This is a genomic window from Cupriavidus sp. MP-37, from assembly GCF_020618415.1.
GTDB lineage: Bacteria > Pseudomonadota > Gammaproteobacteria > Burkholderiales > Burkholderiaceae > Cupriavidus.
On sequence record NZ_CP085344.1, the window covers coordinates 3,325,932 to 3,349,451 of the forward strand.

25 protein-coding genes and 1 other RNA gene are annotated in these 23,520 nt (G+C 68.1%); 12 read left to right on the forward strand and 14 right to left on the reverse strand.

Annotation, left to right across the window (positions count from 1 at the left end):
• Window positions 1-5 precede the first annotated feature (5 nt).
• The 8 genes from purH to LIN44_RS15325 all read left to right on the forward strand — a co-directional run bounded on the left by purH (window position 6) and on the right by LIN44_RS15325 (window position 7,724).
• Window positions 6-1,580 (forward strand): bifunctional phosphoribosylaminoimidazolecarboxamide formyltransferase/IMP cyclohydrolase, encoded by a 1,575-nt coding sequence (gene purH, locus LIN44_RS15290; protein ID WP_227312803.1) that lies wholly within the window; start codon window positions 6-8, stop codon window positions 1,578-1,580.
• A gap of 175 nt (window positions 1,581-1,755) precedes the next feature.
• On the forward strand, window positions 1,756-2,301 hold the full coding sequence (gene ruvC, locus LIN44_RS15295) for a crossover junction endodeoxyribonuclease RuvC (protein WP_018008809.1): 546 nt from the start codon (window positions 1,756-1,758) through the stop codon (window positions 2,299-2,301).
• 86 nt (window positions 2,302-2,387) lie between these two features.
• On the forward strand, window positions 2,388-3,632 hold the full coding sequence (locus LIN44_RS15300; protein WP_227312804.1) for a glycerophosphodiester phosphodiesterase: 1,245 nt from the start codon (window positions 2,388-2,390) through the stop codon (window positions 3,630-3,632).
• A gap of 66 nt (window positions 3,633-3,698) precedes the next feature.
• Window positions 3,699-4,280: a Holliday junction branch migration protein RuvA gene (ruvA, locus tag LIN44_RS15305; RefSeq protein ID WP_018008807.1), complete on the forward strand. Its 582-nt coding sequence runs from the start codon at window positions 3,699-3,701 to the stop codon at window positions 4,278-4,280.
• Window positions 4,281-4,338: 58 nt separating this feature from the next.
• Window positions 4,339-5,403, forward strand: coding sequence for a Holliday junction branch migration DNA helicase RuvB (gene ruvB, locus LIN44_RS15310; protein ID WP_227312805.1), 1,065 nt, complete (start codon window positions 4,339-4,341; stop codon window positions 5,401-5,403).
• A 198-nt stretch (window positions 5,404-5,601) separates the two neighbouring features.
• Window positions 5,602-6,195, forward strand: coding sequence for a hypothetical protein (locus LIN44_RS15315; RefSeq protein WP_227312806.1), 594 nt, complete (start codon window positions 5,602-5,604; stop codon window positions 6,193-6,195).
• A gap of 43 nt (window positions 6,196-6,238) precedes the next feature.
• Window positions 6,239-6,823, forward strand: coding sequence for a YSC84-related protein (locus tag LIN44_RS15320; RefSeq protein ID WP_227312807.1), 585 nt, complete (start codon window positions 6,239-6,241; stop codon window positions 6,821-6,823).
• Between the two features lie 175 nt (window positions 6,824-6,998).
• On the forward strand, window positions 6,999-7,724 hold the full coding sequence (locus LIN44_RS15325) for a queuosine precursor transporter (protein ID WP_227312808.1): 726 nt from the start codon (window positions 6,999-7,001) through the stop codon (window positions 7,722-7,724).
• Window positions 7,725-7,732: 8 nt separating this feature from the next.
• On the opposite strand, the gene LIN44_RS15330 is transcribed toward LIN44_RS15325, so the two are convergent.
• The 4 genes from LIN44_RS15330 to tyrS form a co-directional block, all read right to left on the reverse strand.
• Entirely contained in the window at window positions 7,733-8,407 is a 675-nt protein-coding gene (locus LIN44_RS15330) for a histidine phosphatase family protein (protein WP_227312809.1), read from the reverse strand.
• Window positions 8,408-8,490: 83 nt separating this feature from the next.
• On the reverse strand, window positions 8,491-9,150 hold the full coding sequence (locus LIN44_RS15335) for a YbhB/YbcL family Raf kinase inhibitor-like protein (RefSeq protein WP_227312810.1): 660 nt from the start codon (window positions 9,148-9,150) through the stop codon (window positions 8,491-8,493).
• 52 nt (window positions 9,151-9,202) lie between these two features.
• Window positions 9,203-9,664 carry a D-aminoacyl-tRNA deacylase gene (dtd, locus tag LIN44_RS15340; RefSeq protein WP_227312811.1) on the reverse strand — a complete coding sequence of 154 codons (462 nt, stop codon included), beginning with the start codon at window positions 9,662-9,664 and terminating at the stop codon, window positions 9,203-9,205.
• Between the two features lie 7 nt (window positions 9,665-9,671).
• Complete coding sequence (gene tyrS, locus LIN44_RS15345; RefSeq protein ID WP_227312812.1) at window positions 9,672-10,913, reverse strand: tyrosine--tRNA ligase; 1,242 nt, start codon at window positions 10,911-10,913, stop codon at window positions 9,672-9,674.
• 262 nt (window positions 10,914-11,175) lie between these two features.
• Between tyrS and LIN44_RS15350 the strand changes: the two genes are divergently transcribed.
• Both LIN44_RS15350 and LIN44_RS15355 read left to right on the forward strand, forming a co-directional pair.
• Complete coding sequence (locus LIN44_RS15350) at window positions 11,176-12,567, forward strand: M23 family metallopeptidase (protein ID WP_227312813.1); 1,392 nt, start codon at window positions 11,176-11,178, stop codon at window positions 12,565-12,567.
• Window positions 12,568-12,616: 49 nt separating this feature from the next.
• Window positions 12,617-13,705, forward strand: a complete 1,089-nt coding sequence (locus tag LIN44_RS15355; protein ID WP_255638346.1) for an anhydro-N-acetylmuramic acid kinase — start codon at window positions 12,617-12,619, stop codon at window positions 13,703-13,705.
• Here the strand turns inward: LIN44_RS15355 and LIN44_RS15360 are convergent.
• Complete coding sequence (locus LIN44_RS15360; RefSeq protein ID WP_227312815.1) at window positions 13,693-14,607, reverse strand: LysR family transcriptional regulator; 915 nt, start codon at window positions 14,605-14,607, stop codon at window positions 13,693-13,695. The two genes, LIN44_RS15355 and LIN44_RS15360, sit on opposite strands and share 13 nt — an antisense overlap.
• An 89-nt stretch (window positions 14,608-14,696) precedes the next feature.
• On the opposite strand from LIN44_RS15360, the gene LIN44_RS15365 reads away from it, so the two are divergent.
• Window positions 14,697-15,494 (forward strand): phytanoyl-CoA dioxygenase family protein, encoded by a 798-nt coding sequence (locus tag LIN44_RS15365; protein WP_227312816.1) that lies wholly within the window; start codon window positions 14,697-14,699, stop codon window positions 15,492-15,494.
• Between the two features lie 60 nt (window positions 15,495-15,554).
• Here the strand turns inward: LIN44_RS15365 and erpA are convergent, their stop codons facing one another.
• The 4 genes from erpA to rplM form a co-directional block, all read right to left on the reverse strand.
• Window positions 15,555-15,923, reverse strand: coding sequence for an iron-sulfur cluster insertion protein ErpA (gene erpA / locus LIN44_RS15370; protein ID WP_010813904.1), 369 nt, complete (start codon window positions 15,921-15,923; stop codon window positions 15,555-15,557).
• A 100-nt stretch (window positions 15,924-16,023) separates the two neighbouring features.
• Window positions 16,024-16,512, reverse strand: coding sequence for a polymer-forming cytoskeletal protein (locus LIN44_RS15375; protein WP_227312817.1), 489 nt, complete (start codon window positions 16,510-16,512; stop codon window positions 16,024-16,026).
• A gap of 258 nt (window positions 16,513-16,770) precedes the next feature.
• Window positions 16,771-17,163, reverse strand: coding sequence for a 30S ribosomal protein S9 (gene rpsI / locus LIN44_RS15380; RefSeq protein WP_018312775.1), 393 nt, complete (start codon window positions 17,161-17,163; stop codon window positions 16,771-16,773).
• A 12-nt stretch (window positions 17,164-17,175) separates the two neighbouring features.
• The gene (gene rplM, locus LIN44_RS15385) at window positions 17,176-17,604 is read right to left on the reverse strand and encodes a 50S ribosomal protein L13 (protein ID WP_010813907.1); all 429 of its coding nucleotides are present in this window, start codon (window positions 17,602-17,604) and stop codon (window positions 17,176-17,178) included.
• Between the two features lie 740 nt (window positions 17,605-18,344).
• On the opposite strand from rplM, the gene LIN44_RS15390 reads away from it, so the two are divergent.
• Entirely contained in the window at window positions 18,345-18,767 is a 423-nt protein-coding gene (locus LIN44_RS15390) for an OsmC family protein (protein WP_018008793.1), read from the forward strand.
• Window positions 18,768-18,823: 56 nt separating this feature from the next.
• Here the strand turns inward: LIN44_RS15390 and rnpB are convergent.
• The 5 genes from rnpB to LIN44_RS15415 all read right to left on the reverse strand — a co-directional run bounded on the left by rnpB (window position 18,824) and on the right by LIN44_RS15415 (window position 23,506).
• Window positions 18,824-19,164: RNase P RNA component class A (gene rnpB / locus LIN44_RS15395), an RNA gene on the reverse strand.
• A gap of 43 nt (window positions 19,165-19,207) precedes the next feature.
• A complete protein-coding gene (locus LIN44_RS15400; protein WP_227312818.1) occupies window positions 19,208-20,044 on the reverse strand; it encodes a DUF3025 domain-containing protein in 837 nt (278 codons plus the stop codon).
• Window positions 20,045-20,048: 4 nt separating this feature from the next.
• Window positions 20,049-21,083 (reverse strand): dihydroorotase, encoded by a 1,035-nt coding sequence (gene pyrC, locus LIN44_RS15405; RefSeq protein ID WP_227312819.1) that lies wholly within the window; start codon window positions 21,081-21,083, stop codon window positions 20,049-20,051.
• A gap of 45 nt (window positions 21,084-21,128) precedes the next feature.
• On the reverse strand, window positions 21,129-22,436 hold the full coding sequence (locus tag LIN44_RS15410) for a glycerate kinase (protein WP_227312820.1): 1,308 nt from the start codon (window positions 22,434-22,436) through the stop codon (window positions 21,129-21,131).
• A complete protein-coding gene (locus LIN44_RS15415; RefSeq protein WP_227312821.1) occupies window positions 22,433-23,506 on the reverse strand; it encodes a tartrate dehydrogenase in 1,074 nt (357 codons plus the stop codon). Before LIN44_RS15415 ends, LIN44_RS15410 begins: the two co-directional genes overlap by 4 nt.
• Between the last annotated feature and the right edge of the window lie 14 nt (window positions 23,507-23,520).

A 23,520-nucleotide genomic window follows, 5' to 3' on the forward strand; every position in this document is an offset into this window, starting at 1 on the left:
CTGCCATGATCAAGCAAGCCCTACTCTCCGTTTCCGACAAGACCGGCATCGTCGAATTCGCGCGCGAACTGAACGCGCTCGGCGTCACGCTGCTTTCCACCGGCGGCACCGCCAAGCTGCTGGCCGACAGCGGCCTGCCCGTGACGGAGGTGGCCGACTACACCGGCTTCCCGGAAATGCTCGACGGCCGCGTCAAGACGCTGCACCCGAAGGTCCACGGCGGCATCCTGGCGCGCCGCGACCTGCCCGAGCACATGGCCGCGCTCGAACAGCACGGCATCCCCACCATCGACCTGCTGGTGGTGAACCTGTACCCGTTCCAGCAGACCGTGGCCAAGGATGACTGCACGCTGCCGGACGCGATCGAGAACATCGACATCGGCGGCCCGACCATGCTGCGCTCGGCGGCCAAGAACCACCGCGACGTGACCGTGATCGTCGATCCGGCCGACTATGCCGTGGTGCTGGACGAAATGCGCGCCAACGGCAACAGCGTCGGCTACGACACCAATTTCCGCCTGGCCACCAAGGTGTTCGCGCACACCGCGCAGTACGACGGCGCCATCACCAACTACCTGACCAGCCTCGGTGCCGACAAGTCGCACCAGGGCCGCAGCGCCTACCCGCAGACGCTGAACCTGGCCTTCGACAAGGTGCAGGAGATGCGCTACGGCGAGAACCCGCACCAGTCGGCGGCGTTCTACCGCGACCTGAAGGCGGTCGACGGCGCGCTGGCCAACTACGTGCAGCTGCAGGGCAAGGAGCTGTCGTACAACAACATCGCCGACGCCGATGCCGCCTGGGAGTGCGTGAAGTCGTTCGACGCCGCTGCCGGCGCCGCCTGCGTCATCATCAAGCACGCCAACCCGTGCGGCGTGGCGCTGGGCGCCAGCGCGCTGGAAGCGTATGACAAGGCCTTCAAGACCGACTCGACCTCGGCCTTCGGCGGCATCATCGCCTTCAACGTCGAACTGGACGAAGCCGCCGCGCAGGCCGTGGCCAGGCAGTTCGTCGAAGTGCTGATCGCGCCGTCGTTCAGCGCCGCCGCGCGCGCCGTGTTCGCCGCCAAGCAGAACGTGCGCCTGCTCGAGATCCCGCTGGGCAAGGGCATCAACCAGCATGACTTCAAGCGCGTCGGCGGCGGCCTGCTGGTGCAGAGCCCGGACGCCAGGAACGTGCAGCCGTCCGAGCTGCGCGTGGTGACGCGCCGCCACCCGACGCCGAAGGAAATGGACGACCTGATGTTCGCCTGGCGCGTGGCCAAGTTCGTCAAGTCCAACGCCATCGTGTTCTGCGGCGGCGGCATGACGCTGGGCGTGGGCGCCGGCCAGATGAGCCGCGTCGATTCAGCCCGCATCGCCAGCATCAAGGCGCAGAACGCCGGCCTGACGCTGGCCGGTTCGGCAGTGGCGTCGGACGCGTTCTTCCCGTTCCGCGACGGCCTGGATGTGGTGGTCGACGCCGGCGCGACCTGCGTGATCCAGCCGGGCGGCTCGGTGCGTGACGACGAAGTGATCGCCGCCGCCGACGAGCGCGGCATTGCCATGGTGCTGACGGGCACGCGGCATTTCCGGCATTAAGCTCACAGGATTACCCCTCCCGCCTGTTTGCTCCCCTCTCCCGCAAGCGGGAGAGGGAGCCCACCGACAGCGGCGCACACGCCAAGGGCGCTCGCACACGGTTCATGGACGCCAGCGCCGCAACTGACTGCGCAAAAAGCAATACACTAGTCGGCGTCCTCCCTACCCCATCTCCATGCGAATCCTAGGCATCGACCCCGGCCTGCGCACCACCGGCTTCGGCGTGATCGAGAAGCAAGGCAACAAGCTTGCCTACATCGCCTCGGGCACGATCAAGAGCGACGGCAATGCCAACCTGCCGGAGCGGCTGAAGACGTTGTACGACGGCATCAGCGAAGTGTCGCGCACCTATGCGCCCGACTGCGCGGCGATCGAGAAGGTCTTCGTCAACGTCAACCCGCAGTCCACGCTGCTGCTCGGCCAGGCCCGCGGCGCGGCGATCTGCGGGCTGGTCGGCTACGGGCTGCCGGTGTTCGAATACACCGCGCTGCAGCTCAAGGTGGCGGTGGTCGGCTATGGCCGCGCCAACAAGGCGCAGGTGCAGGAAATGGTGACGCGGCTGCTGATGCTGCCCGGCCAGCCCGGCAGCGATGCGGCCGATGCGCTGGGCGTGGCGATCTGCCATGCCAACGGCGGCGATACCCTGGGCACGCTCGCCGGCCTGGCGCCCGAGCTGGTGCGCAAGGGCATGCGCGTGCGGCGCGGACGGCTGGTCGGCTGAACACGCGGGCCGCAGCGCCGCCGCTGACGCGTAGAGGCTGGCGCGTCTTTTACAATCGGGCCTTGGTCCCACCACAGGAACGCTGCATGCCTAGCCCGTCCCGACTGTGCGCGCCGCGCGCGCGCGCCAGCCTCGCCCGTGTCGTTGCCGCCTGGCGGCGCTGGCTGTTGCCGACCGCTGCCGCCGCGGCATGCGCGGTGCTGGCCGCCGGCTGCGCCACCGCGCCGCGCCCCAAGCGCGCCGCACCGCCGGCTGCGCCGGCGCCGGCGCCCGCCGTGAGCGCACCGGCTGCGGCGGCAGCCGCGCAGCCGAAGCCGCTGGTGATCGCGCATCGCGGTGCCAGCGCACTGCGTCCGGAGCACACGCTGGCCGCCTATGCCAAGGCGATCGAGGACGGCGCCGACGCGATCGAGCCCGACCTCGTCATGACGCGCGACGGCGTGCTGGTGGTGCGCCACGAGAACGACATCACCGGCACCACCAACGTCGCCGAACTGCCGCAGTTTGCCGAGCGCAAGCGCACCAAGGTGATCGACGGCGAGCGCCTGACCGGCTGGTTCACCGAAGACTTCACCCTGGCCGAGCTGAAGACGCTGCGCGCGCGCGAGCGCATCCCGCGCCTGCGCCCGGCCAATGCGCGCCTGAACGACCAGTTCGAGGTGCCCTCCTTCGACGAAATCGTGCGCCTGGCCGAGCAGGCCGCGCTGCGCACCGGCAAACCCGTCGGCATCTATGCCGAACTGAAGCACCCCAGCTACTTCCGCGGCATCGGCCTGCCGCTCGAGGACAAGCTGGCCGCGGCGGTGCGGGCGCAGCCCTATCTGCGCCACGCGCCGGTGTTCATCCAGTGTTTCGAGAGCGGCAGCCTGCGCGCGCTGCGGCGCACGCTGGGCCACGGCTTGCCCAACGTCAAGCTGGTCCAGCTGATCGGCAACCCGCGCAAGGGCCCGGCCGACTGGAAGCTTGCCGGCGACGGCCGCACCTTCGGCGATATGCTGAGCACGACCGGCCTGCGCGAAGTCGCGGCCTACGCCGACGGCATCGGCCCCGAGAAGAGCAGCGTCGTACCCCGCGATGCGCAGGGCGCGCTGGGCGCGCCGACCGCGGTGGTACAGCAGGCCCATGCCGCCGGCCTGTTCGTCCACCCCTACACCTTCCGCCCGGAAAACAGCTTCCTGCCCAAGGCGCTGCAGGGCGGCGGCGACGAAGCCACGCGCAGCCCGGCGGGCATGGAGCGCGAGGTGCAGGCCTTCGTCGCGGCCGGCATCGACGGCTTCTTCACCGACGACCCGGCGCTGGGCCGGCGCGCCGTCGACACGCCGGCACGCTGAGCCGCCAGGCGGCCGCGCTACACTGGCGGCCGCTTCTTTTCTGACCTCCTGTTTTTTCCCCGCACCATGATCGGACGCATCGCCGGCACCCTTATCGAGAAGAATCCCCCGCACCTGCTGGTCGACTGCCACGGCGTCGGCTACGAGGTCGACGTGCCGATGAGCACCTTCTACAACCTGCCCGCGGTGGGCCAGCCGGTAACGCTGCTAACGCAGCTGATCGTGCGCGAGGATGCGCACCTGCTGTACGGCTTCGGCAGCGCGGCGGAGCGCAACACCTTCCGCGAGCTGATCAAGATCACCGGCATCGGCGCGCGCATGGCGCTGGCGGTGCTGTCCGGCATGTCGGTGCCCGAGCTGGCGCAGGCGATCACGCTGCAGGAAGCGGGGCGCCTGACGCGCATCCCCGGCATCGGCAAGAAGACCGCCGAGCGGCTGCTGCTGGAGCTCAAGGGCAAGCTCGGCGCGGAACTGGGCCATGCGCCCGGCGCGCCGGCGGTGCCCGACAGTGCCGTCGACGTGCTCAATGCGCTGCTGGCGCTGGGCTATTCCGAGAAAGAAGCGGCCGCGGCGATCAAGCAGGTGCCGGCCGGCACCGGGGTGTCCGAGGGCATCAAGCTGGCGCTGAAGGCGCTGTCGAAGGGTTGAGCGTCGGATTGGCGCGTAGAATGGCGCATTGTTGCCGCTGTCCGGGCCCCTGACCGCCATGATCGAAACAGACAAGCTTGCCGCTCCCTCCCGCGTGATCGCCGCCACCCCCGCCTCGTCGCACGAGGAGGCGTTCGAGCGCGCCCTGCGGCCCAAGCTGCTGGACGAGTATGTCGGCCAGGAAAAGGTGCGCGGCCAGCTCGACATCTTCATGCACGCCGCGCGCAAGCGCCGCGAGGCGCTCGACCACGTGCTGCTGTTCGGCCCGCCCGGGCTGGGCAAGACCACGCTGGCCCACATCATCGCGCGCGAGATGGGGGTCAACCTGCGCCAGACCTCGGGCCCCGTGCTCGAGCGCCCGGGCGACCTGGCCGCGCTGCTGACCAACCTCGAAGCCAACGACGTCCTCTTTATCGACGAGATCCACCGGCTCTCGCCGGTGGTCGAGGAAATCCTGTATCCGGCGCTGGAGGACTACCAGATCGACATCATGATCGGCGAGGGCCCGGCGGCGCGCTCGGTCAAGCTGGACCTGCAGCCGTTCACGCTGGTGGGCGCGACCACGCGCGCCGGCATGCTGACCAACCCGCTGCGCGACCGCTTCGGCATCGTCGCGCGGCTGGAGTTCTACACCGCCGGGGAACTGGCCCGCATCGTCACCCGCTCGGCGCAGCTGCTGCACGCCAGCATCGATCCGCAAGGCGCGCTGGAGATCGCCCGCCGCGCGCGCGGCACGCCCCGCATCGCCAACCGGCTGCTGCGCCGCGTGCGCGACTATGCCGAGGTCAAGGGCGACGGCACCATTACGCGCGAGATGGCGGATGCCGCACTGGCCATGCTCGACGTCGACCGCGTCGGCTTCGACCTGATGGACCGCAAGCTGCTCGAGGCGGTGCTGCACAAGTTCGGCGGCGGCCCGGTCGGGGTGGACAACCTTGCCGCCGCCATCGGCGAAGAGCGCGACACCATCGAGGACGTGCTCGAGCCCTACCTGATCCAGCAGGGCTATCTGCAGCGCACCCCGCGCGGGCGCGTGGCCACCGCGGCGGCCTACCGGCATTTCGGCCTGGCCAGCCCGCAAGGCATGGCCGGCGACGCCGGCGAACTGTTCGGCGACGCCTGAACCTGTGCCGGCGCGACGTGTGCCATGACGCACACGTCGCGATCAATTAAACGTTTTAGATTTCCAACCCAAATTTTTTCGAAGTGGATTGCTGGCCGGTGGCCGATTGTCCACAATGGCTTCAGCGGCATCTCCCCGGTGCCGCGACGGCTGTGTCCGCCGGGGCACGGCTCCTTTGCAAACCTGTCAAGGAAAGCCATGATCCGCCAGTGTTCCAGCCTGCTCGCCGCACTTCTCGCCCTGACCGCATTCGGCGCCGGCACTGCCAACGCCCAGCGCCCGCCGGCGCCGGTCGGCGTGGCGGAAGAAGCGGTCATCAGCGGCAAGATCGTCGATATCGATCCCGAAACCAAGGCGGTGCTGGTGCAAGGCCCGCGCGGCAACGTGGTGGAACTGGTGGGGGGTGACGAGGTCCGCAATTTCGGCCAGATCCGCAAGGGCGACATCCTGACCGTGGCGCGCGGCGCCGCGCTGGTCGCGGCGCTGGAGCCGGTCGACAGCAAGGCGACGGCACTGGCCGAATCGGTCGACCGCACCACGCGCGCGGCCGAGGGCGGCAAGCCCGGCATCATGCGCGAGATCACCACCACGGTGACCGCCCAGATCACCAAGATCGACCCGGCCAAGCGCCTGCTCACCTTCCGCGGCCCACGCGAGACGCTGCGCACGGTCAAGGTGCAAGATCCTGCCATCGACCTGAATGGCATCAAGCAAGGCCAGATGGCCAAGATCGTCTACCGTGAAGTCGTGGCCATTACGGTCAAGGCGCCAGCGGCAGCCGCAGCAAACTGAGCCACTGAATCAGGCGCGGTACTTTTCCCTCAGGAGGTTACCTATGAATCGTCGCCACTTTGTTACCCGGGTTGCCGGATCGGGCCTGCTCGTCGCCACCGTGATGGCCGCGGGCTGCACCACCACCGGCACCAAAGCCTCGAGCGATCCGGCCGCCAAGCGCAAGGAAATCGATGCCGGCGTCGATGGCGCGCTGAACCGGCTGTACTCGTCGGCCAACGGCTCGCGCGAGCTGGCCCAGCGCGCGCAGGGCATCCTGGTGTTCCCGCGCGTACTGGCGGGCGGCTTTATCGTGGGCGCCGAATACGGCGAGGGCGCGTTGCGCTCGAAGGGCTCGACGGTCGGCTACTACAGCACGACGCAGGCCTCGGTCGGCCTGACCGCCGGCGGACAATCCAAGGCCGTTATCATCATGTTCATGACGCCCGAGGCTTACAACAAGTTCGTGGCCAGCAAGGGCTGGACAGCCGGTGCAGATGCCAACGTGGCGGTCGCGAAGGTCGGCGCGGACGGCCGGCTCGACACGCTGACCAGCCAGCAGCCGGTGGTTGCCTTTGTGCAGACCAACGCCGGCCTGATGTTCGACGTCTCGGTGAACGGGTCCAAGATCAGCAAGCTGGACATCTGACGCGGCCGCGGCACTGCGGTTGCCCACCTCCCGTCATGCCTCCGATTCCCGGCTGCGGCCGGGAATTTTCGTTTACCGGCGCCCGGCGCGGGAGGCAGGCACGGCGGATTCCGGAGCCCGCTGGCATAATCGCGCCCAAAACATGGCGCGCCAGCGCCTCCGACCGGGAGCCCCCATGTCCGCCGTCCCCGCCAGCACGACCCAACCGGGCCGCGTCTACCGCTACTACGACTTCGTCATGGTGGCGTTCGTCACCGTGCTGCTGTGCTCGAACCTGATCGGCGCGGCCAAGGCGGCGCAGGTCACGCTGCCGCTGATCGGCACCGTCACCTTCGGCGCGGGCGTGCTGTTTTTCCCGGTCTCATACATCTTCGGCGACGTGCTGACCGAGGTCTACGGCTACGGGCGCGACCGGCGCGTGGTCTGGGCCGGCTTTGCCGCGCTGGCCTTCGCCACCTTCATGAGCGTGGTGGTGCTGAACATGCCGGTGGCACCGTTCATGGCGGACTACCAGAAGAGTCTGCAGGACGTGTTCGGCAACACCTGGCGCATCGCGCTCGGTTCGCTGATCGCGTTCTGCTGCGGCAGCTTTGCCAACAGCTACGTGCTGGCCAAGATGAAGCTGTGGACCGCCGGCCGGTGGCTGTGGACGCGCACCATCGGCTCGACCCTGGCCGGCGAGCTGGTGGACTCGTCGCTGTTCTATGTGATTGCGTTCTACGGCATCTGGCCGCTGGAGCAGGTGGTCCAGGTGGCGGTGGCGCAGTACGTGCTGAAGACCGGCTGGGAAGTGGTGATGACGCCGGTGACGTACAAGGTGGTGGGCTTCCTGAAGCGGGCCGAGAACGAAGATTATTTCGACCGGCATACCAACTTCACGCCGTTCCGCGTCCGGGTCTAGCGCAGCGGCTACGGCACGCGGCGGTCCACCTCGTCCAGCGCCAGGTGCTGCAGGTGGCTGACGTCGCCCCACTGGGCCAGCGTCAGGTGGGTGCTGTCGCTGCGCAGGCGGTTGACGCTGGCATTGAGCAGCTCGTGCTGGCGCGGCGCTTCCAGCGTCATGCCGGTGGCCTCGCGGTAGAGGCAGTCGAGCACGCCGCCGTGCGCGACCAGCGCGATGCGCTCGCCCGGGTGCCGGCGCGACAGCGCCAGCACCGCGTCGACCGCGCGCTCGTGGAAGCCCAGCAGCGACTCGCCCTCGGGTGGCGCGTAATCGGGCACGCGCGCCTGCCAGCGCGCGAAGTCTTCGGGCAGGTGCTCGGCCACCTCGGCGTAGGTCTTGCCCTGCAGCGAACCGTAGCTGCGCTCGCGCAGCCGCGCGTCGGCACGCACCTGCAGCCCCAGCGCCTCGGCCAGCGGCGCGGCCGTTGCCATCGCGCGCGACAGGTCGCTGGAATACACCGCGTCGATCGGCTCGCCCGCCAGCGCCTGCGCCAGTGCGCGTGCCTGCGCATGGCCGGTCTCGTTCAGCGGAATATCGAGCTGGCCCTGCAGCCGGCGCTCCCGGTTCCAGGCCGTTTCGCCGTGGCGGATCACGATCAGGTGGGTAAAGGCCAGCGAATGCGGCCCGGGGCTTTGCGACATGCCGTTTCCTTCGGGGTTGCTGCGGGTGCTTGCGTGGGGCCGTGCGGGGCCGGCACCGCGCAGGACGCGGCACCGGCCCGGCTTCAGGCCGCCGATGACTTGGCCAGCTTCGGGTTCAGCGTATAGGTGCCGGTCAGCGTAGCCTGCGCCAGCACGTGGCCCTGGATCGCCTCGCGCACCTGGTTGCCGGTAAAGGTGCCTTCCAGCGGCAGCCGGTCGAGGTCCAGCGCATACAGCGTGAACACGTAGTGGTGCAGCAGCGTGTCGTTCCACGGCGGGCACGGGCCGTCATAGCCGTAGTAGTCGCCCTTCATGTCGGCATCGCCGGCAAACCAGCCGGTGTAGTCGTTGATGCCATGGCGCAGGCCGCCCGCGGTGGCGGTGCCGCCGGTGGCTTCCGGCCCCGGCTTGCCGCGCGCGATCACGCCATCGCTGTGCGAGCCGGCCGCGATCGAGGTCAGGCCGGGCGGGATGTCGACCAGCACCCAGTGGAAGAAATCCACGCGCGGCAGCGAGGCCGGCACTTCGCGGCCTTCCTGGTTGACGTCGTCGCCCTTGCTGGGGACGTCGCGGTCGTGGCAGATCAGCACGAAGGAGCGCGTCTCGGCCGGCGCGTCTTCCCAGTGCAGGTCGGGATTGCGGTTGTTCGACAGGGCCACGTGGGCGGCGGCGTCGGGCACGCAGAAAGCGAACTCGCCGGGGATCGGCGCGTTGTCGTTGAAGGACTTGCTCCAGAGTTTCATTTGTCTCTCCTGTCTTGATGCCGCGCCGGGAACGCGGCAGCTTCGAATCGGTTCAGGCCGGCGCCACGCGCAGCCAGAACGTGACCGGACCGTCGTTGACCAGGCTGACCTGCATCATCGCGCCGAACTCGCCGGTCTGCACCTGCGGATGCGCCGCGCGCGCCCGCGCGACGAAATGCTCGTACAGGCGCCGCCCATCCTCGGGCGAGGCCGCGGGGGTGAAGCTGGGCCGCGTGCCGCTGTTGGTATCGGCGGCGAGCGTGAACTGCGATACCACCAGCAGCCCGCCCGGATTGCCGTTGCCGTCGATGTTCTGCACCGGCAGGTTCATCTTGCCGGCCGCGTCGGAAAACACGCGGTACGACAGCATCTTGGCCAGCAGCCGCTCGGCCTGCGCCTCGGTGTCGCCGCGCTCGGCGCAGACCAGCGCCAGCAGGCCGGCGCCGATCTCCCCGGTGGTGCGGCCTGCTACCGTGACGCGGGCCTGGGCCACCCGCTGGATCAGCGCGATCATCGCCGCCTCAGGCCAACGTCACGCGCGCGAAGCGGCGCTTGCCGACCTGCACGACGTAAGTGCCCGCGGCCACCTTGGTGGCCTTGTCGCTCACGGTGGCGCCGTCGATCTTGACCCCGCCCTGCTCGATATTGCGGTTGGCTTCCGAGGTCGACGGCACCAGGTTGGCCTGCTTGAGCAGCTGCGCGATGCCCAGCGGCGCGCCGGCCAGGGTCACCGCCGGGATATCGTCCGGCACGCCGCCGCGGGCGCGGTGGTTGAAGTCTTCCAGCGCCTTCTCGGCGTCGGCCTGGCTGTGGAAGCGCGCCACGATCTCCTGCGCCAGCAGCACCTTGCAGTCGCGCGGGTTGCGCCCGGCGGCGATCTCCTGTTTCATCAGGTCGATCTCGCTCATCGGCCGGAACGACAGCAGCGTGAAGTACTGCCACATCAGGTCGTCCGAGATGCTCATCAGCTTGCCGAACATCTCGTTCGGGGCCTCGGTCACGCCCACGTAGTTGCCCTTGGACTTGGACATCTTCTCGACGCCGTCGAGGCCCACCAGCAGCGGCATGGTCAGGATGCACTGCGGCTCCTGGCCGTATTCCTTCTGCAGCTCGCGCCCGACCAGCAGGTTGAACTTCTGGTCGGTGCCGCCCAGCTCCAGGTCGGACTTCAGCGCCACCGAGTCGTAGCCCTGCATCAGCGGGTAGAGGAACTCGTGTACGGAAATCGGGATGCCGGAGCGGAAGCGCTTGGTGAAGTCGTCGCGCTCCATCATCCGCGCCACGGTGTACTTGGCCGCGAGCTGGATCATGCCGCGCGCGCCGAGCGGATCGCACCACTCGCTGTTGTAGCGGATCTCGGTGCGGGCCGGGTCGAGCACCAGGCTGGCCTGGCGGTAGTAGGTCTGGGCATTGGCCTCGATCTGCTCGCGCGTCAGCGGCGGGCGGGTGCTGTTGCGGCCCGACGGATCGCCGATGGTCGAGGTGAAGTCGCCGATCAGGAAGATCACCTGGTGGCCGAGGTCCTGCAGCTGGCGCAGCTTGTTCAGCACCACGGTGTGGCCGATGTGGATGTCGGGCGCGGTCGGGTCCAGGCCCAGCTTGATGCGCAGCGGCACGCCGGTGGCCTCGCTGCGCGCCAGCTTCTGCGCCCACTCCGCCTCGATCAGCAGCTCGTCGCAGCCGCGCTTGGAGATTTCCAGGGCCTGCATCACCGAGGGCGTCAGGGGGTATTTGGCCGGTGCGGCCGAGGCAACTTCAGTCATCACGTAAGTCTTTGAAATACTTGAAATTTTAGGAAATCTGCCGACAGCCGCCAGGGCCGGATTTTGGTATAATCCGCGTTTCCGGGCGCCTGCGGAAGCCTTTCCGGTGCGCCACCCGTCACTTTGCGCAGCAAGGCAGGCGGCCAGAATTACTGAAAAAATTTCTGAATACTGAACAGCACGCGCCGCACCTCGGGGGAGGAAGGCAGACGAGACACATCGTCCCCGGCAGCGGGCTCAGACCAAGGTTGAATTTTACGTGATGTGGTCCAGACTCCGCGAAGTTTTCGCGCGTGAGCTGGTGGTGCTGGTCGATCCGACCAATCCCCAGCATGCGCGGCGGCGCAAACAACTGACGGCCTCGGTCGGTGCGATCTTCACGCTCGGCATGGCCGCGGCCATGGGTGTCGCACCCCGCAGCGCCTACGACGATCCGCGCGCGCCCCGCACCCAGCAGGCCCTGCGCATGCCCGACGTGCGCGAACAGCTCGAACAGCTCACCGATACCCAGGCCGTGTACGTGCGCGAAGAGCGCATGCAGCGCGGCGACACCATTGCCAGCCTGCTCAAGCGCCTGGGCGTGGACGATGCCGACGCGCAGGCGTTCATCGTCAAGAACCCCACCGCGCGCAGCCTGTTCAACCTGAACCCCGGCCAGGCGGTGCAGGCGGAAATCGACGAGAGCAACACGCTGGTGTCGCTGCAGGCCAACCTCGGCGGCGATGCCGCGGCCTCGCGCGAGCTGGTGATCGAGCGCGTGCGCGCCGCCAGCGGCGACAGCGCCGCCGCCTACAAGGCCAAGGTGCAGCGCGTCGACAACGACGTGCACTACGAGATGGCTTCCGGCGCGATTTCCGCGGGCGGCTTCTTCAAGGCCATGGATGCGGCCAACGTGCCCGACGAAGTCGTGCAGCAGATGCTGTCGATCTTCTCCGGCGTGATCGACTTCCACCACGACATCGCCGCCGGCGACCGCTTCCGCATCATCTACGAAGCGGGCTTCCGCGACGGCACCTTCGTGCGCAACGGCCGCGTGGTCGCGGTCGAGCTGATCAACCGCAACCAGCTGCACCAGGCGCTGTGGTTCGCGCCCGAGGGCAGCAAGGACGGCGGTGCTTATTACACCTTCGACGGGCGCAGCATGAAGCGGCCGTTCCTGCGTTCGCCGGTGGAGTTCTCGCGCGTGTCGTCGGGCTTCGGCGGCCGCGAGCATCCGCTGCACCACGACTGGGCCCAGCACAAGGGCGTGGACTTCGCCGCCCCCACCGGCACCAAGGTGCTGGCCACCGGCGACGGCGTGGTCGAGTTCGTCGGCCAGCAGAACGGCTACGGCAACATCGTCATCCTGTCGCATCCCAACGGCTACTCCACCTACTATGCGCACCTGTCGGGCTTTGCCGGCATGCGCCAGGGGCAGGCGGTGCGCCAGGGCCAGCTGATCGGCTATGTCGGCGCGACCGGCTGGGCCACCGGCCCGCACCTGCACTACGAGTTCCGCTTCAACGACGTGCCGCAGAACCCGCTGACCGTCACGCTGATGGAATCGCCGCCGCTGAGCGGCAAGTCGCGCCAGGAATTCCTGACCTACACCAGCGGGCTGCTCAGCCGCATCAACGCGCTGCGCACCTACAACGTGCTGACCGCCGCCAACTGACGCGTCCATCGTGATCCCCGCGCCCGGCAGCGAACGCTATATCGGCATCATGTCCGGCACCAGCATGGACGGTGCCGACGCGGTGCTGGTCGATTTCAGCGGCGCGCGTCCCGCGGTGCTGGCGGCCGCCAGCCAGCCCTTCCCCGACACCTTGCGCGCGGCCTTCGGCGCGCTGCAGCAGCCGGGCGAGGACGAGATCCACCGCGAGGCCCTGGCGGCCAACGCGCTGGCCCAGGTGTACGCCGACTGCGTCGCCGCGCTGCTGCGCGAGGCGCGCATCGATGCCACCTCGGTGGCCGCGATCGGCGCGCACGGCCAGACCATCCGACACCGGCCCGGGCTCTACGACGGCATCGGCTATACCCGCCAGAGCCAGCATCCGGCGCGGCTGGCGGAGCTGGCCGGCATCGACGTGGTGGCGGACTTCCGCAGCCGCGACCTCGCCGCCGGCGGCCAGGGCGCACCGCTGGTGCCGGCGCTGCACCACGCGCTGTTCGGCAGCGACGCCGAGACCCGCGTGGCCTGCAATATCGGCGGCATCTCCAACATCAGCATCCTGCCGGCGGCCGGCGGCGCCGTCAGCGGCTTCGACTGCGGGCCGGGCAATGCGCTGCTCGACTACTGGATCGGCCGCCACCGCGGCCTGGCTTTCGACAGCAACGGCGACTGGGCCGCCAGCGGGAAAGTCGACGCCGCGCTGCTGGCGCAGTGCCTGGCCGAACCTTATTTCAGCGCGCCGCCGCCCAAGAGCACCGGGCGCGACCTGTTCCATCCCGGCTGGCTCGAAGCGCGGCTGGCGGCATTCCCGCAGCTCGCGCCGGCCGACGTGCAGGCCACCCTGGCGGCGCTGACCGCCGAAGCCATCGCGCGTGACGTGCGCGCCTGCGCGCCCGGTGCGCGCCGGCTGATCGTCTGCGGCGGCGGTGCCCGCAATGCCTTCGTGATGGCGCGGCTGGCGCAGGCCCTGCCCGGCGTGGCCATCGAAACCTCCGACGACTACGGCGTGCCGGTGTCGCAGGTCGAAGCCATCGCCTTTGCCTGGCTGGCGCGCCAGTGCCTGCTGCGCCTGCCGGGCAACGTGCCCACCGTGACCGGCGCCGCCGGGCCGCGCGTGCTGGGCGCGATCTACCCGCGCTGAGCCGCGGCGCCGACCTCCTCCGCCTCCACCCAATCCATGAACGCCTGCGCCAGCGGCGATGCCCGCATCGCCGGCGAGCGCGCCAGCACCACGCGTTGCGGCGTCACCGGCTCGCGCAGCGGCAGGCAGGCAATCGGCACGCCGTCGTAGCTGTGGTCGCCCGCGGGGCGCGTGCACGACAGCGCCACGCCGTAGCCATGCGCCACCAGTCCGCGCTGCATCTCGAAGGTCTGCGTGTACTGGTGCAGCGCCGGGTGCAGCCCATGGGCCCAGAACAATGACAGGAAGTATTCGCGGGTCTGGGCAATGTCTTCCAGGATCAGCCGTTCGGCGGCCAGGTCGGCCAAGCTGACGTCGGCGCCGCCTGCGAGCGGATGGGTGGCCGGCAGCAGCGCGTAGGGGGCCAGCTCCGCCAGTGTGCGGCGCTCGGTGCGGGCATCCAGGCCCAGCTCATAGGTCACGGCCAGCTCCGCCTTGCCGGCCTGCAAGGTGCGATGGACGGTGGCGAGGTCGGCCTCGAACAGCGTCACCGCGATGCCGGGATGGCGCGCGCGCAGCCCGGCCAGCAGGCGCGGCACGAAGTACGGGCCCAGGTCCTGGAAGCAGGTCAGCGACAGTTGGCCGCTCAGGCCGCGGCCGGCGCCATCGTCGGCGGTCAGCCCCGCCGCCAGCGCCAGCACGTCGCGGGCCTTGCCTAGCAGGCGCTGCCCGGCCGGGGTCAGCGACAGCCCGCGGCTGACCTGCCGCCTGAACAGCAGTTCGCCCAGCGTGTCTTCCAGTTGGGCAATTGCGGTCGATACCGAGGGCTGGGACACATGGCGCGCCCGGGCCGCGGCGCTGATGCTGCCGTGCTCGGCGGCGGCGACAAAGTACTCGAGCTGGCGGAAGGAGAAAGGGATCATGATTTCCTATATCGCAACATAGGAAATATATGCTTTTCCTATCCAGCAGACATGACGATACTGGGCCCATCGCCCCCACACCTATCGCCATGGACATCACCCGGGAACAGATTGACACCTACCAGCGCGACGGCGTGCTGGTCTTGCGCGGCGCCTTTACCGACTGGGTCGAGCGCCTGCGCGAAGGCTTTGCGCAAAACCTGGCCGAGCCCGGTCCCTTTGCCATCGAGAACGTCCGCGCCGGCGAGGGCGGGCGCTTTTTCGAGGACTATTGCAACTGGCAGCGCATCGCCCCGTTCGCCGCCTTTATCCGCGAGTCTGCCGCGGCCGCGATTGCCGGGCGGATCATGCAATCGCAGGCGGTGCAGGTGTTCCACGAGCACATCCTGGTCAAGGAGCCCGGCACCGCCAAGCGCACCCCATGGCACCAGGACCTGCCCTACTACTGCGTCGACGGCACCCAGACCGCGAGCTACTGGATCCCGCTGGACCCGGTCACGCAGGCCAATACGCTGCGCGTGGTGGCCGGCTCGCATCGCTGGCCGCGGCTGGTGCGGCCCAAGCGCTGGGCCAGCAACGAAAACTTCTATGGCGGCGACGACGCCTTCATGGAAATGCCGGACGTCGAAGACGGCAGCCACACCCTGCTGGCCCCGGAGCTGGAGCCGGGCGATGCGGTGGTGTTCGACTTCCGCACCGTGCACGGGGCCGCCGGCAATACCGGCAGCGGGCGGCGCCGCGCGTTCTCGGCCCGTTTCCTCGGCGACGATGTGCGCTTCATGCAGCGCCCCGGGCGGACCTCGCCGCCGTTCCCCGGCATCGGCCAGCAGACCGGCGAGCGCCTGCGCGAAGACTGGTTCCCGGTGGTCTGGCGCGCGGTGCGCTAAGCCGGCCCGGACAACAAAAAACGCACCCGAAGGTGCGTTTTTTGTTGAAGCCGGGATCGCTCAGACCGAGAACGACGAGCCGCAACCGCAGGTGGTCGAGGCATTCGGGTTCTTGATCACGAACTGCGCGCCGTTGATGTCTTCCTTGTAGTCGATCTCGGCGCCGACCAGGTACTGGTAGCTCATCGAGTCGATCAGCAGGGTGACGCCGTTCTTGACCATGGTGGTGTCGTCTTCGTTGACTTCCTCGTCGAAGGTGAAGCCGTACTGGAAGCCGGAGCAGCCGCCGCCCTGCACGAACACGCGCAGTTTCAGCTCGGCATTGCCCTCTTCCTCGATCAACTGCTTGACCTTGTCGGCGGCGCTGTCGGTAAAGACGAACGGTGCCGGCACGTCCTCGGTAACGGGTGCCTCTGCGACTGCGTTCATGGGGTGTTCTCCTGTTTAGATACGCCTGTATTCTAAGCGCTACTGGGAAATCGTGCCGAAGCCTTGTGTTTTCAAGGGGTTCCCGACATCGACATCGCCGCTACGCGGCCTTTTCGGTGGGACTGGCGCCGGCGGCCGGAGTTTCGCCTGCGGTGGCCGGTTCCGTTTCGGCCGCTTCCGTCACTTCGGCCACCGGCGCGGCCTCCACCAGGTTCGGCAAGGCCTTGACTTCACCCTGCACCATCGGCATCAGGCGGCCCTCGACCAGCGCGCCCTGGTGCATCTCGAGCGCGGCATAGCGCACGTCGCCGAGCACCCGTGCCTGCGGCTGCAGCTCCAGCAGGTCGGCGGCCTGCACCGGGCCCTTGACGGTGCCGTTCAGTACCAGATGGCCGACGCTGATCTCGCCCTCGACCATGCCCTTCTCGCTGACCACCAGCATGCTGGGCTTGCCGGCTACCGCGGTGACATTGCCGCGCACGCGTCCGTCCAGGCGCAGGCCGCCGGCAAACACCAGGTCGCCGTCGATGGCGGTGTCTTCGCCAATCAGCGTATCGATCGAAAGGCCTTTCTTCTTGGAAAACAGCATGACTCTCACTCCTCTCTCGTTCGTGCCAGGCTGGCCTGCCCGTGGCGCAACCGCGCGGCAAGCCGGACTTGCCGTCGGCGACAGGGCGTGATTGTAGCCGCGTGCGGCCGGATACCCCACAAAAGTATGGCGGCCAGCTCACTATGACGGCAGCGCCGCACCGGTTCCGTAGCCCGCGGGCGAAAAAAAACCGCACGGCCAGCGTGCGGTTTTTCTGGTCTCGCAAGATCCGGCCTTGGCCGGATCCGCGAAAACGCATCAGCGCTTCGAGAACTGCTTGCGACGACGCGCCTTGTGGAAGCCGACCTTCTTACGCTCGACTTCACGTGCATCGCGCGTGACGTAGCCAGCCTTCGACAGGGCCGACTTCAGGGTCGCATCGTAGTCGATCAGGGCACGGGTGATGCCGTGGCGCACTGCGCCGGCCTGGCCGGTTTCGCCACCGCCGGTCACGTTGACCTTGATGTCGAACGTTTCGCCGTGGGCGGTCAGTTCCAGGGGCTGGCGCACGATCATCAGCGAGGTTTCGCGAGCGAAATACTCTTTGATGGGCTTGCCGTTGACGACGATGTCGCCCTTGCCCGACTTGATGAAGACACGAGCCACAGCGCTCTTGCGGCGGCCAGTACCGTAATTCCAGTTACCGATCATGGATTGGCCTCCTTAGATTTCCAGCGCCTTGGGCTGCTGCGCTTCATGCGGATGCTCGGCTTCGGCGTACACCTTCAGCTTCTTGATCATCGCGTAGCCCAGCGGACCCTTCGGCAGCATGCCCTTGACAGCCTTTTCCAGGGCACGGCCCGGGAAACGCTGCTGCATCTTGCCGAACGTCGTTTCGTAGATACCGCCCGGGTAACCCGAATGGCGATAGTACTTCTTGTCCGTTTCCTTGGTACCCGTGACACGCAGCTTGGCTGCATTGACGATGATGATGTAATCACCCGTGTCGACGTGCGGAGTGAATTCCGGCTTGTGCTTGCCGCGCAGACGGCGTGCCACTTCGCTGGCGACACGGCCGAGGACTTTGTCCGTCGCGTCAATCACGTACCAGTCGCGCTTTACCTCATGAGGCTTGGCGGAAAAGGTCTTCATGATTTTTCCTGACTTTGAGTTCGTGCCCGAAATCCGACTCGCGAAGGCTTGTGCTCGCCCCTGCAAGTCTTGTGGCCCCGTGAGGGTGGCCGGATCCTGCTGTCTTCTTCCGCGGGCAGGTCGGAAAAGCCCTCGATTATACTGGCGGCCGTAGTGACCGCACAAGCAAAGACTGAAGTTTTCGTCAAGATCGCCGGGATTGCGGCGGATCCGCGCCGTCCGGCGCACTTGCGCAGCTGAAGCCCGGCCCCGCGGTAGCAGGGGCGAAAAAATAGGGGCGAAAAAAAACCCAAGCGTTTGAGCTTGGGTTTGAATCCACCAAAGGAGGAGGGTGGAGGAGACACCTGGAGATCGACGGAGGAGCCTGCGGGCGGTGCGGAGGGCTTGGCCGGGAGGCTTCGCTTTCGCACTCTGGCGCGCTGTCAGCGCCGTCGTTCAATGATTGGAATTATACCTAGGGTTTGCCCGGATGCAAGGGAAATTTGCAGTGCGAAATGCGATTTCGTATTACGAAAGACCACACGCCCCTTCCAAACACTAGCTTTCTACTTAAAAATCAAAGACATAGCCAACATCATGCGGTGTCACTGAAGTGACATACTAGAGGAAACCCTCAGATTTCCTAAGGTTATCGGCGCCGATGCTCCGAACTTGACGTTGCCATATACTGGAAAATGCAAGATTCGAGATCACGCGCTTGTGATCGCAAACCGACAAAACGACGCACAGGAACGAACAAAATGGAATGTAAAGTAACATGGATGGGCGCCGACGGCATGAGCTTCGTCGCCCAGACCGGCAGCGGCCATATCGTTGCCATGGACGGCGCCCCTGAGGGCGGCGGCCACAACCTGGCGCCGCGCCCCATGGAAATGGTGCTGCTCGGCACCGGCGGCTGCACCGCCTATGACGTGGTGCTGATCCTCAAGCGCGGCCGCCAGGACGTCACCGGCTGCAGCGTGCAGCTGCAGGCCGAGCGCGCCGGCGAAGATCCCAAGGTGTTCACCCGCATCAACTTCCATTTTGTGGTGACCGGCAAGAATCTCAACCCCGCCACCGTCGAGCGGGCGATCAAGCTGTCGCACGAGAAGTACTGCTCGGCGTCGATCATGCTGGCCAAGACGGCCGAGATCACGCACACGCTGGAAATCGTCGAAGGCTGAAGGAAGATCTGGCCGACCCGGTGTGCCGCGCGGGCGCCGGGTCATGCCGAAGACTGAAGCAAAGCAGGCCGATAAGCCGGATTCTGTGCGCGCCGCCCGCCTTGCGGCGAGCGGCGCGTGACAACCATTCCTCTAGGCCGGCTGTTACCAGCCGGCTCCAGCTCCCTACCCGCAGACTCAGCGGGCCGCTTCATCGCCTGCCTATTTGGGATTGCTCCAGGTGGAGGTTACCGCGTTTCACCCTTGCCGCCGGGCGAACCCGGCGGCAAGACTCGTCTCTGTGGCCCTATTCCGCACGTTGCCGTGGATGGCTGTTAGCCAACACCCTGCCCTGTGGAGTCCGGACTTTCCTCCCCCTGCACCTTGCGGTGCAGGCAGCGGTTGCCTGGCCTGCTTTGCGGCCCGCAGTCTAACACCGATTGCTCCCGGTTGCCCGACCGTCAGCCGGCATCCCGGTCGCCGCGCCGGCCGGGACGGAACACGGTGGCATCGGCATAAAAGTCCGCCCGCGCGTTGTCTTCGCACCAGCCCGGGATGCCCATCACCGGCAGCGGCGCAAAGCTGCGTCCGCCCCGCAATGCGCCGGCGGTGGCGGCGGCTCGCAGTGATTCGGCAAGCACAGTATCGAGCGCGGTATCGCCGGGCAGGAGCGGCAGTATCCACGCATGCGCCGTCACCGACTTGTACGGCTGCACCAGCTTTTCGAGCAGCGCGTGGCCGAACGGCACCACCGCGCAGCCGGTTCCCCATGCCGCGCGGGCATCGACAAACAGCGACTTCCAGCCAAACCCCTTGAGCGCCGCGGTCATGCGCTCGTCCGCACTGAGGAACAGCACCGCGTTCTCGTCGAACAGCGTCGCCGCGTCGCGCACGCCGCCGCGCGTGGTCGGCACGCCCTCGCGGGCAATCACCTCCGCCTGGATCTGGTTGAGCGCGCGCTTGGCGTGCGGGAAATGCAGCCAGACCAGGGCGTTGAAAAAGTCGTGGAGATTGTCGCGGGTCGGGACTTCGCCGGTGGCGTGGATATGCGCTTCGTAGGCGCTGCCGTGCGGCAGGCCGTGCTGGGCGATAAAGCGCAGCGGCAAACCGCGCGCATTGCGCAGGTCCAGCGCCGCGGCGCGTGCATCGAGCCCGCGGCGCAGGTCGGCACCGCCCTGTACTGCCGCCGCCAGCGCGGCGCCGTGTGCGGCAAAAGGCCGGAACCACGGCCGGGACCAGTCGATCCCGGCCAGCGCGGCGGCGAAGTGCTCGCCGGCCGCGGTCTGCTGCGTGCGCAAGGCTTCAGCGTGCCTTCCAGCGCAGCGTTTCGCCGCCGCGCAGGGGCACCAGCGTGGTGTCGCCGTAGGGCAGCTCAGCCGGCAGTTCCCAGTCCTCGCGCTCCAGCGTCAGCGTGCCGGTGTTGCGCGGCAGGCCGTAGAAGGCCGGGCCGTTGAAGCTGGCGAAGGCTTCCAGCTTGTCGAGCGCGCCGGCGGCGTCGAACGCCTCGGCATACAGCTCCATCGCATGCAGCGCGGTATAGCAGCCGGCGCAGCCGCACGCATGTTCCTTCAGGCCGCGCGCGTGCGGCGCGCTGTCGGTACCCAGGAAGAAGCGCTCGCTGCCCGAGGTGGCGGCGGCCACCAGCGCTTCGCGGTGGGTTTCGCGCTTGAGCACCGGCAGGCAGTAGTAATGCGGGCGGATGCCGCCGGTGAAGATGGCGTTGCGGTTGTAGAGCAGGTGGTGCGCGGTGATGGTGGCGCCGACCGGACCGCTCGCGTCGCGCACGTACTGCGCCGCATCCTTGGTGGTGATGTGCTCGAACACCACCTTCAGTTCGGGCATGTCGCGGCGCAGCGGCGTCATTACCTGCTCGATGAACACGGCTTCGCGGTCGAAGATATCGATGGCCGGATCGGTGACTTCGCCGTGCACCAGCAGCGGCAGGCCGACGCGCTGCATGGCCTCCAGCGCGGGGTAGCAACGACGGATATCGGTGACGCCGGCATCGCTGTTGGTGGTGGCGCCCGCCGGATACAGCTTGACGCCATGCACGAAGCCGCTGGCCCTGGCCGCGGCGATTTCCTCGGGGCTGGTGTTGTCGGTCAGGTACAGCGTCATCAGCGGCTCGAACGTCATGCCGGCCGGCAGCGCCGCCAGGATGCGGGCGCGATAGGCCTGCGCCTGCGCCACCGTGGTCACCGGCGGCTTCAGGTTGGGCATGATGATGGCGCGGGCGAACTGGCGGGCGGTGTCGGGCAGCACGGCGGCCAGCGCCGCGCCGTCGCGCAGGTGCAGGTGCCAGTCGTCCGGGCGGGTGATGGTGAGCTTCTGGGTCATGGCTAGCTTGGGCCTGCCGCGCACGGCGGCCGGCGTTCGTCGAAATCAGAGAATCAGGATGGCGCGGTAGTCGTTGACGTTGGTGCGCGTGGGGCCGGTGACGACCAGGTCGCCGATGGCATCGAACAGGCCCCAGGCATCGTGCGCGTCCAGCTGGCGCTGGCCGGGCATGCCCGCGGCCTCGGCGCGCGCCAGCGTGGTCGGGTCGGCCAGCGCGCCGGCGTTGTCTTCCGAGCCGTCGATGCCGTCGGTGTCGGCGGCGATCGCATACACATCAGGCATGCCTGCCAGTTCGACCGCCAGCGACAGCAGGAACTCCGAGCAACGCCCGCCGCGCGCCTTGCCCGCGCCGCCGCCGGCCGGCAAAGTGACCGTGCACTCACCTCCGGAAATCAGCGCCACCGGCACGGCAAACGGCGCATTGTACGCGCGAATCTCGCGTACCAGCGCGGCATAGACCCGCGCCACTTCGCGCGCCTCGCCGGTCACGGTGTCGCCCAGCACCACCGGCGTGATGCCACGCTGGCGGAACAGCGCGGCGGCGGCCTCGAGGCTGCCGTGGGCGGTGGCGATCATGATGTTGTCGACCCGATCGAACAAAGGATCGCCGGGCTTGGGCGTCTCCGCCACCTCGCCGCGCGCGCCGCGTTCCAGGTGCGACTGCACGCTGGCCGGCACCTGGGCGCCGTAGCGGCGCAGGATCTGCAGCGCGTCATCGAACGTGCTCGGGTCCGCCACGGTCGGGCCCGAGGCGATCGCGCTGGGATCGTCACCGGCCACGTCCGAGACGATCAGCGTGGTCACCGGCGCCTGGCTCGCCTGCGCCAGCCGGCCGCCCTGGATGCGCGAGATGTGCTTGCGCACGATGTTCATGTCGGTGATCGGCGCGCCACAGCGCAGCAACTCGCGGGTGGTCGCCTTCAGATCGGCCATCGGAATACCCTCGGCCGGCAGCGACAGCAGGCTCGAGCCGCCGCCCGAAACCAGCACCAGCAGCCGGTCCTGCGGCGTCAGCGATTGCACCGCGGTGAGGATCTCCGCCGCGGCCCGCTCGCCCGACTCGTCCGGCACCGGATGGCCGGCCTCGATCACGCGGATATGGTCGGTCGGCAGCCCGTGCGCGTAGCGCGTGACCACCAGTCCTTCCAGCGTGGCCTTGCCGGCGTAGGCCCGCTCGACCGCCGCGGCCATCGACGCCGCGGCCTTGCCCGCGCCCACCACCAGCGTGCGGCCGCCCGCGTGCGGCGGCGGCAGGTGCCGCGCGACTATCTGCAGCGGATCGGCCGCCGCCACCGCGGCGTGGAAGGTCTCGAGCAGCAGTGCGCGGGCGTCCCCCGCGAAGCCGGCGCTCACAGCGCCTCCGCGATGGCGCGGCCCAGGTCGGCGGTACCGGCCTTGCCGCCGATGTCGCGCGTCAGCGGCGCGTGCCCGGGCCCGGCCGCCAGCACCTGCTCGATCGCGCCCAGCACGGCGGCGCCGGCGTCGTCATGGCCCAGGTGCTCCAGCATCATGGCGCCGCACCAGATCTGCCCGATCGGGTTGGCCACGCCGCGCCCGGCGATATCCGGGGCCGAGCCGTGTACCGGCTCGAACAGGCTGGGGAAGGTGCGGTCCGGATTGATGTTGCCCGACGGCGCAATGCCGATGGTGCCGGTGCAGGCCGGGCCCAGGTCGGACAGGATGTCGCCGAACAGGTTGCTCGCCACCACCACGTCGAACCAGTCCGGATGCTGGACGAAATGGGCGGTCAGGATGTCGATGTGGTACTTGTCGACCTTGATGCCGGGGTAATGCGCCGCCATGGCCTCGACCCGCTCGTCCCAGTACGGCATGGTGATCGAGATGCCGTTGGACTTGGTCGCCGAGGTAAGGTGCTTTTTCGGGCGCTTCTGGGCCAGCTCGAAGGCGAACTTCAGGATGCGGTCGACGCCGGTGCGGCTCATCACGGTTTCCTGCACCACGATCTCGCGCTCGGTGCCGGGGAACATGCGGCCGCCGATGCTGGAATACTCGCCCTCGGTGTTCTCGCGCACCACGTAGAAGTCGATGTCACCGGGCTGGCGGCCGGCCAGCGGGCTTTTGATGCCTGGCATCAGCCGCACCGGGCGCAGGTTCACGTACTGGTCGAACGAGCGCCGGAACTGCAGCAGCGAGCCCCACAGCGAGACATGATCCGGCACCGTATCCGGCCAGCCGACCGCGCCGAAGTAGATGGCGTCGTACTTCACCAGCGTGTCGAACCAGTCGTCCGGCAGCATCTTGCCGTGGCGGGCGTAGTAGTCGCAGCTGGAAAAATCGAAGTGATCCCACTGGAAATCGATGCCGAAGCGGCGCGCCGCGGCGTCCATCACGCGGATGCCCTCGGGCATGACTTCCGTGCCGATTCCGTCTCCGGGAATCACGGCAATCTTGTATTGGCTCATCGTTCTCGGGATTG

Bases quoted from the DNA above. Each gene is read 5' to 3' on its own strand.
- LIN44_RS15355 (WP_255638346.1), top strand. From the start codon at position 12,617: ATGTCCGGCACCAGCATGGACGGTGCCGACGCGGTGCTGGTCGATTTC.
- ruvB (WP_227312805.1), top strand. From the start codon at position 4,339: ATGATCGAAACAGACAAGCTTGCCGCTCCCTCCCGCGTGATCGCCGCC.
- LIN44_RS15330 (WP_227312809.1), bottom strand. From the start codon at position 8,407: ATGTCGCAAAGCCCCGGGCCGCATTCGCTGGCCTTTACCCACCTGATC.
- LIN44_RS15375 (WP_227312817.1), bottom strand. From the start codon at position 16,512: ATGCTGTTTTCCAAGAAGAAAGGCCTTTCGATCGATACGCTGATTGGC.
- LIN44_RS15360 (WP_227312815.1), bottom strand. From the start codon at position 14,607: ATGATCCCTTTCTCCTTCCGCCAGCTCGAGTACTTTGTCGCCGCCGCC.
- ruvA (WP_018008807.1), top strand. From the start codon at position 3,699: ATGATCGGACGCATCGCCGGCACCCTTATCGAGAAGAATCCCCCGCAC.
- dtd (WP_227312811.1), bottom strand. From the start codon at position 9,664: ATGATCGCGCTGATCCAGCGGGTGGCCCAGGCCCGCGTCACGGTAGCA.
- LIN44_RS15415 (WP_227312821.1), bottom strand. From the start codon at position 23,506: ATGAGCCAATACAAGATTGCCGTGATTCCCGGAGACGGAATCGGCACG.
- tyrS (WP_227312812.1), bottom strand. From the start codon at position 10,913: ATGACTGAAGTTGCCTCGGCCGCACCGGCCAAATACCCCCTGACGCCC.
- LIN44_RS15390 (WP_018008793.1), top strand. From the start codon at position 18,345: ATGGAATGTAAAGTAACATGGATGGGCGCCGACGGCATGAGCTTCGTC.
- rplM (WP_010813907.1), bottom strand. From the start codon at position 17,604: ATGAAGACCTTTTCCGCCAAGCCTCATGAGGTAAAGCGCGACTGGTAC.
- LIN44_RS15325 (WP_227312808.1), top strand. From the start codon at position 6,999: ATGTCCGCCGTCCCCGCCAGCACGACCCAACCGGGCCGCGTCTACCGC.
- LIN44_RS15300 (WP_227312804.1), top strand. From the start codon at position 2,388: ATGCCTAGCCCGTCCCGACTGTGCGCGCCGCGCGCGCGCGCCAGCCTC.
- LIN44_RS15315 (WP_227312806.1), top strand. From the start codon at position 5,602: ATGATCCGCCAGTGTTCCAGCCTGCTCGCCGCACTTCTCGCCCTGACC.
- erpA (WP_010813904.1), bottom strand. From the start codon at position 15,923: ATGAACGCAGTCGCAGAGGCACCCGTTACCGAGGACGTGCCGGCACCG.
- LIN44_RS15365 (WP_227312816.1), top strand. From the start codon at position 14,697: ATGGACATCACCCGGGAACAGATTGACACCTACCAGCGCGACGGCGTG.
- LIN44_RS15350 (WP_227312813.1), top strand. From the start codon at position 11,176: ATGTGGTCCAGACTCCGCGAAGTTTTCGCGCGTGAGCTGGTGGTGCTG.
- ruvC (WP_018008809.1), top strand. From the start codon at position 1,756: ATGCGAATCCTAGGCATCGACCCCGGCCTGCGCACCACCGGCTTCGGC.
- LIN44_RS15320 (WP_227312807.1), top strand. From the start codon at position 6,239: ATGAATCGTCGCCACTTTGTTACCCGGGTTGCCGGATCGGGCCTGCTC.
- rpsI (WP_018312775.1), bottom strand. From the start codon at position 17,163: ATGATCGGTAACTGGAATTACGGTACTGGCCGCCGCAAGAGCGCTGTG.
- LIN44_RS15335 (WP_227312810.1), bottom strand. From the start codon at position 9,150: ATGAAACTCTGGAGCAAGTCCTTCAACGACAACGCGCCGATCCCCGGC.
- pyrC (WP_227312819.1), bottom strand. From the start codon at position 21,083: ATGACCCAGAAGCTCACCATCACCCGCCCGGACGACTGGCACCTGCAC.
- purH (WP_227312803.1), top strand. From the start codon at position 6: ATGATCAAGCAAGCCCTACTCTCCGTTTCCGACAAGACCGGCATCGTC.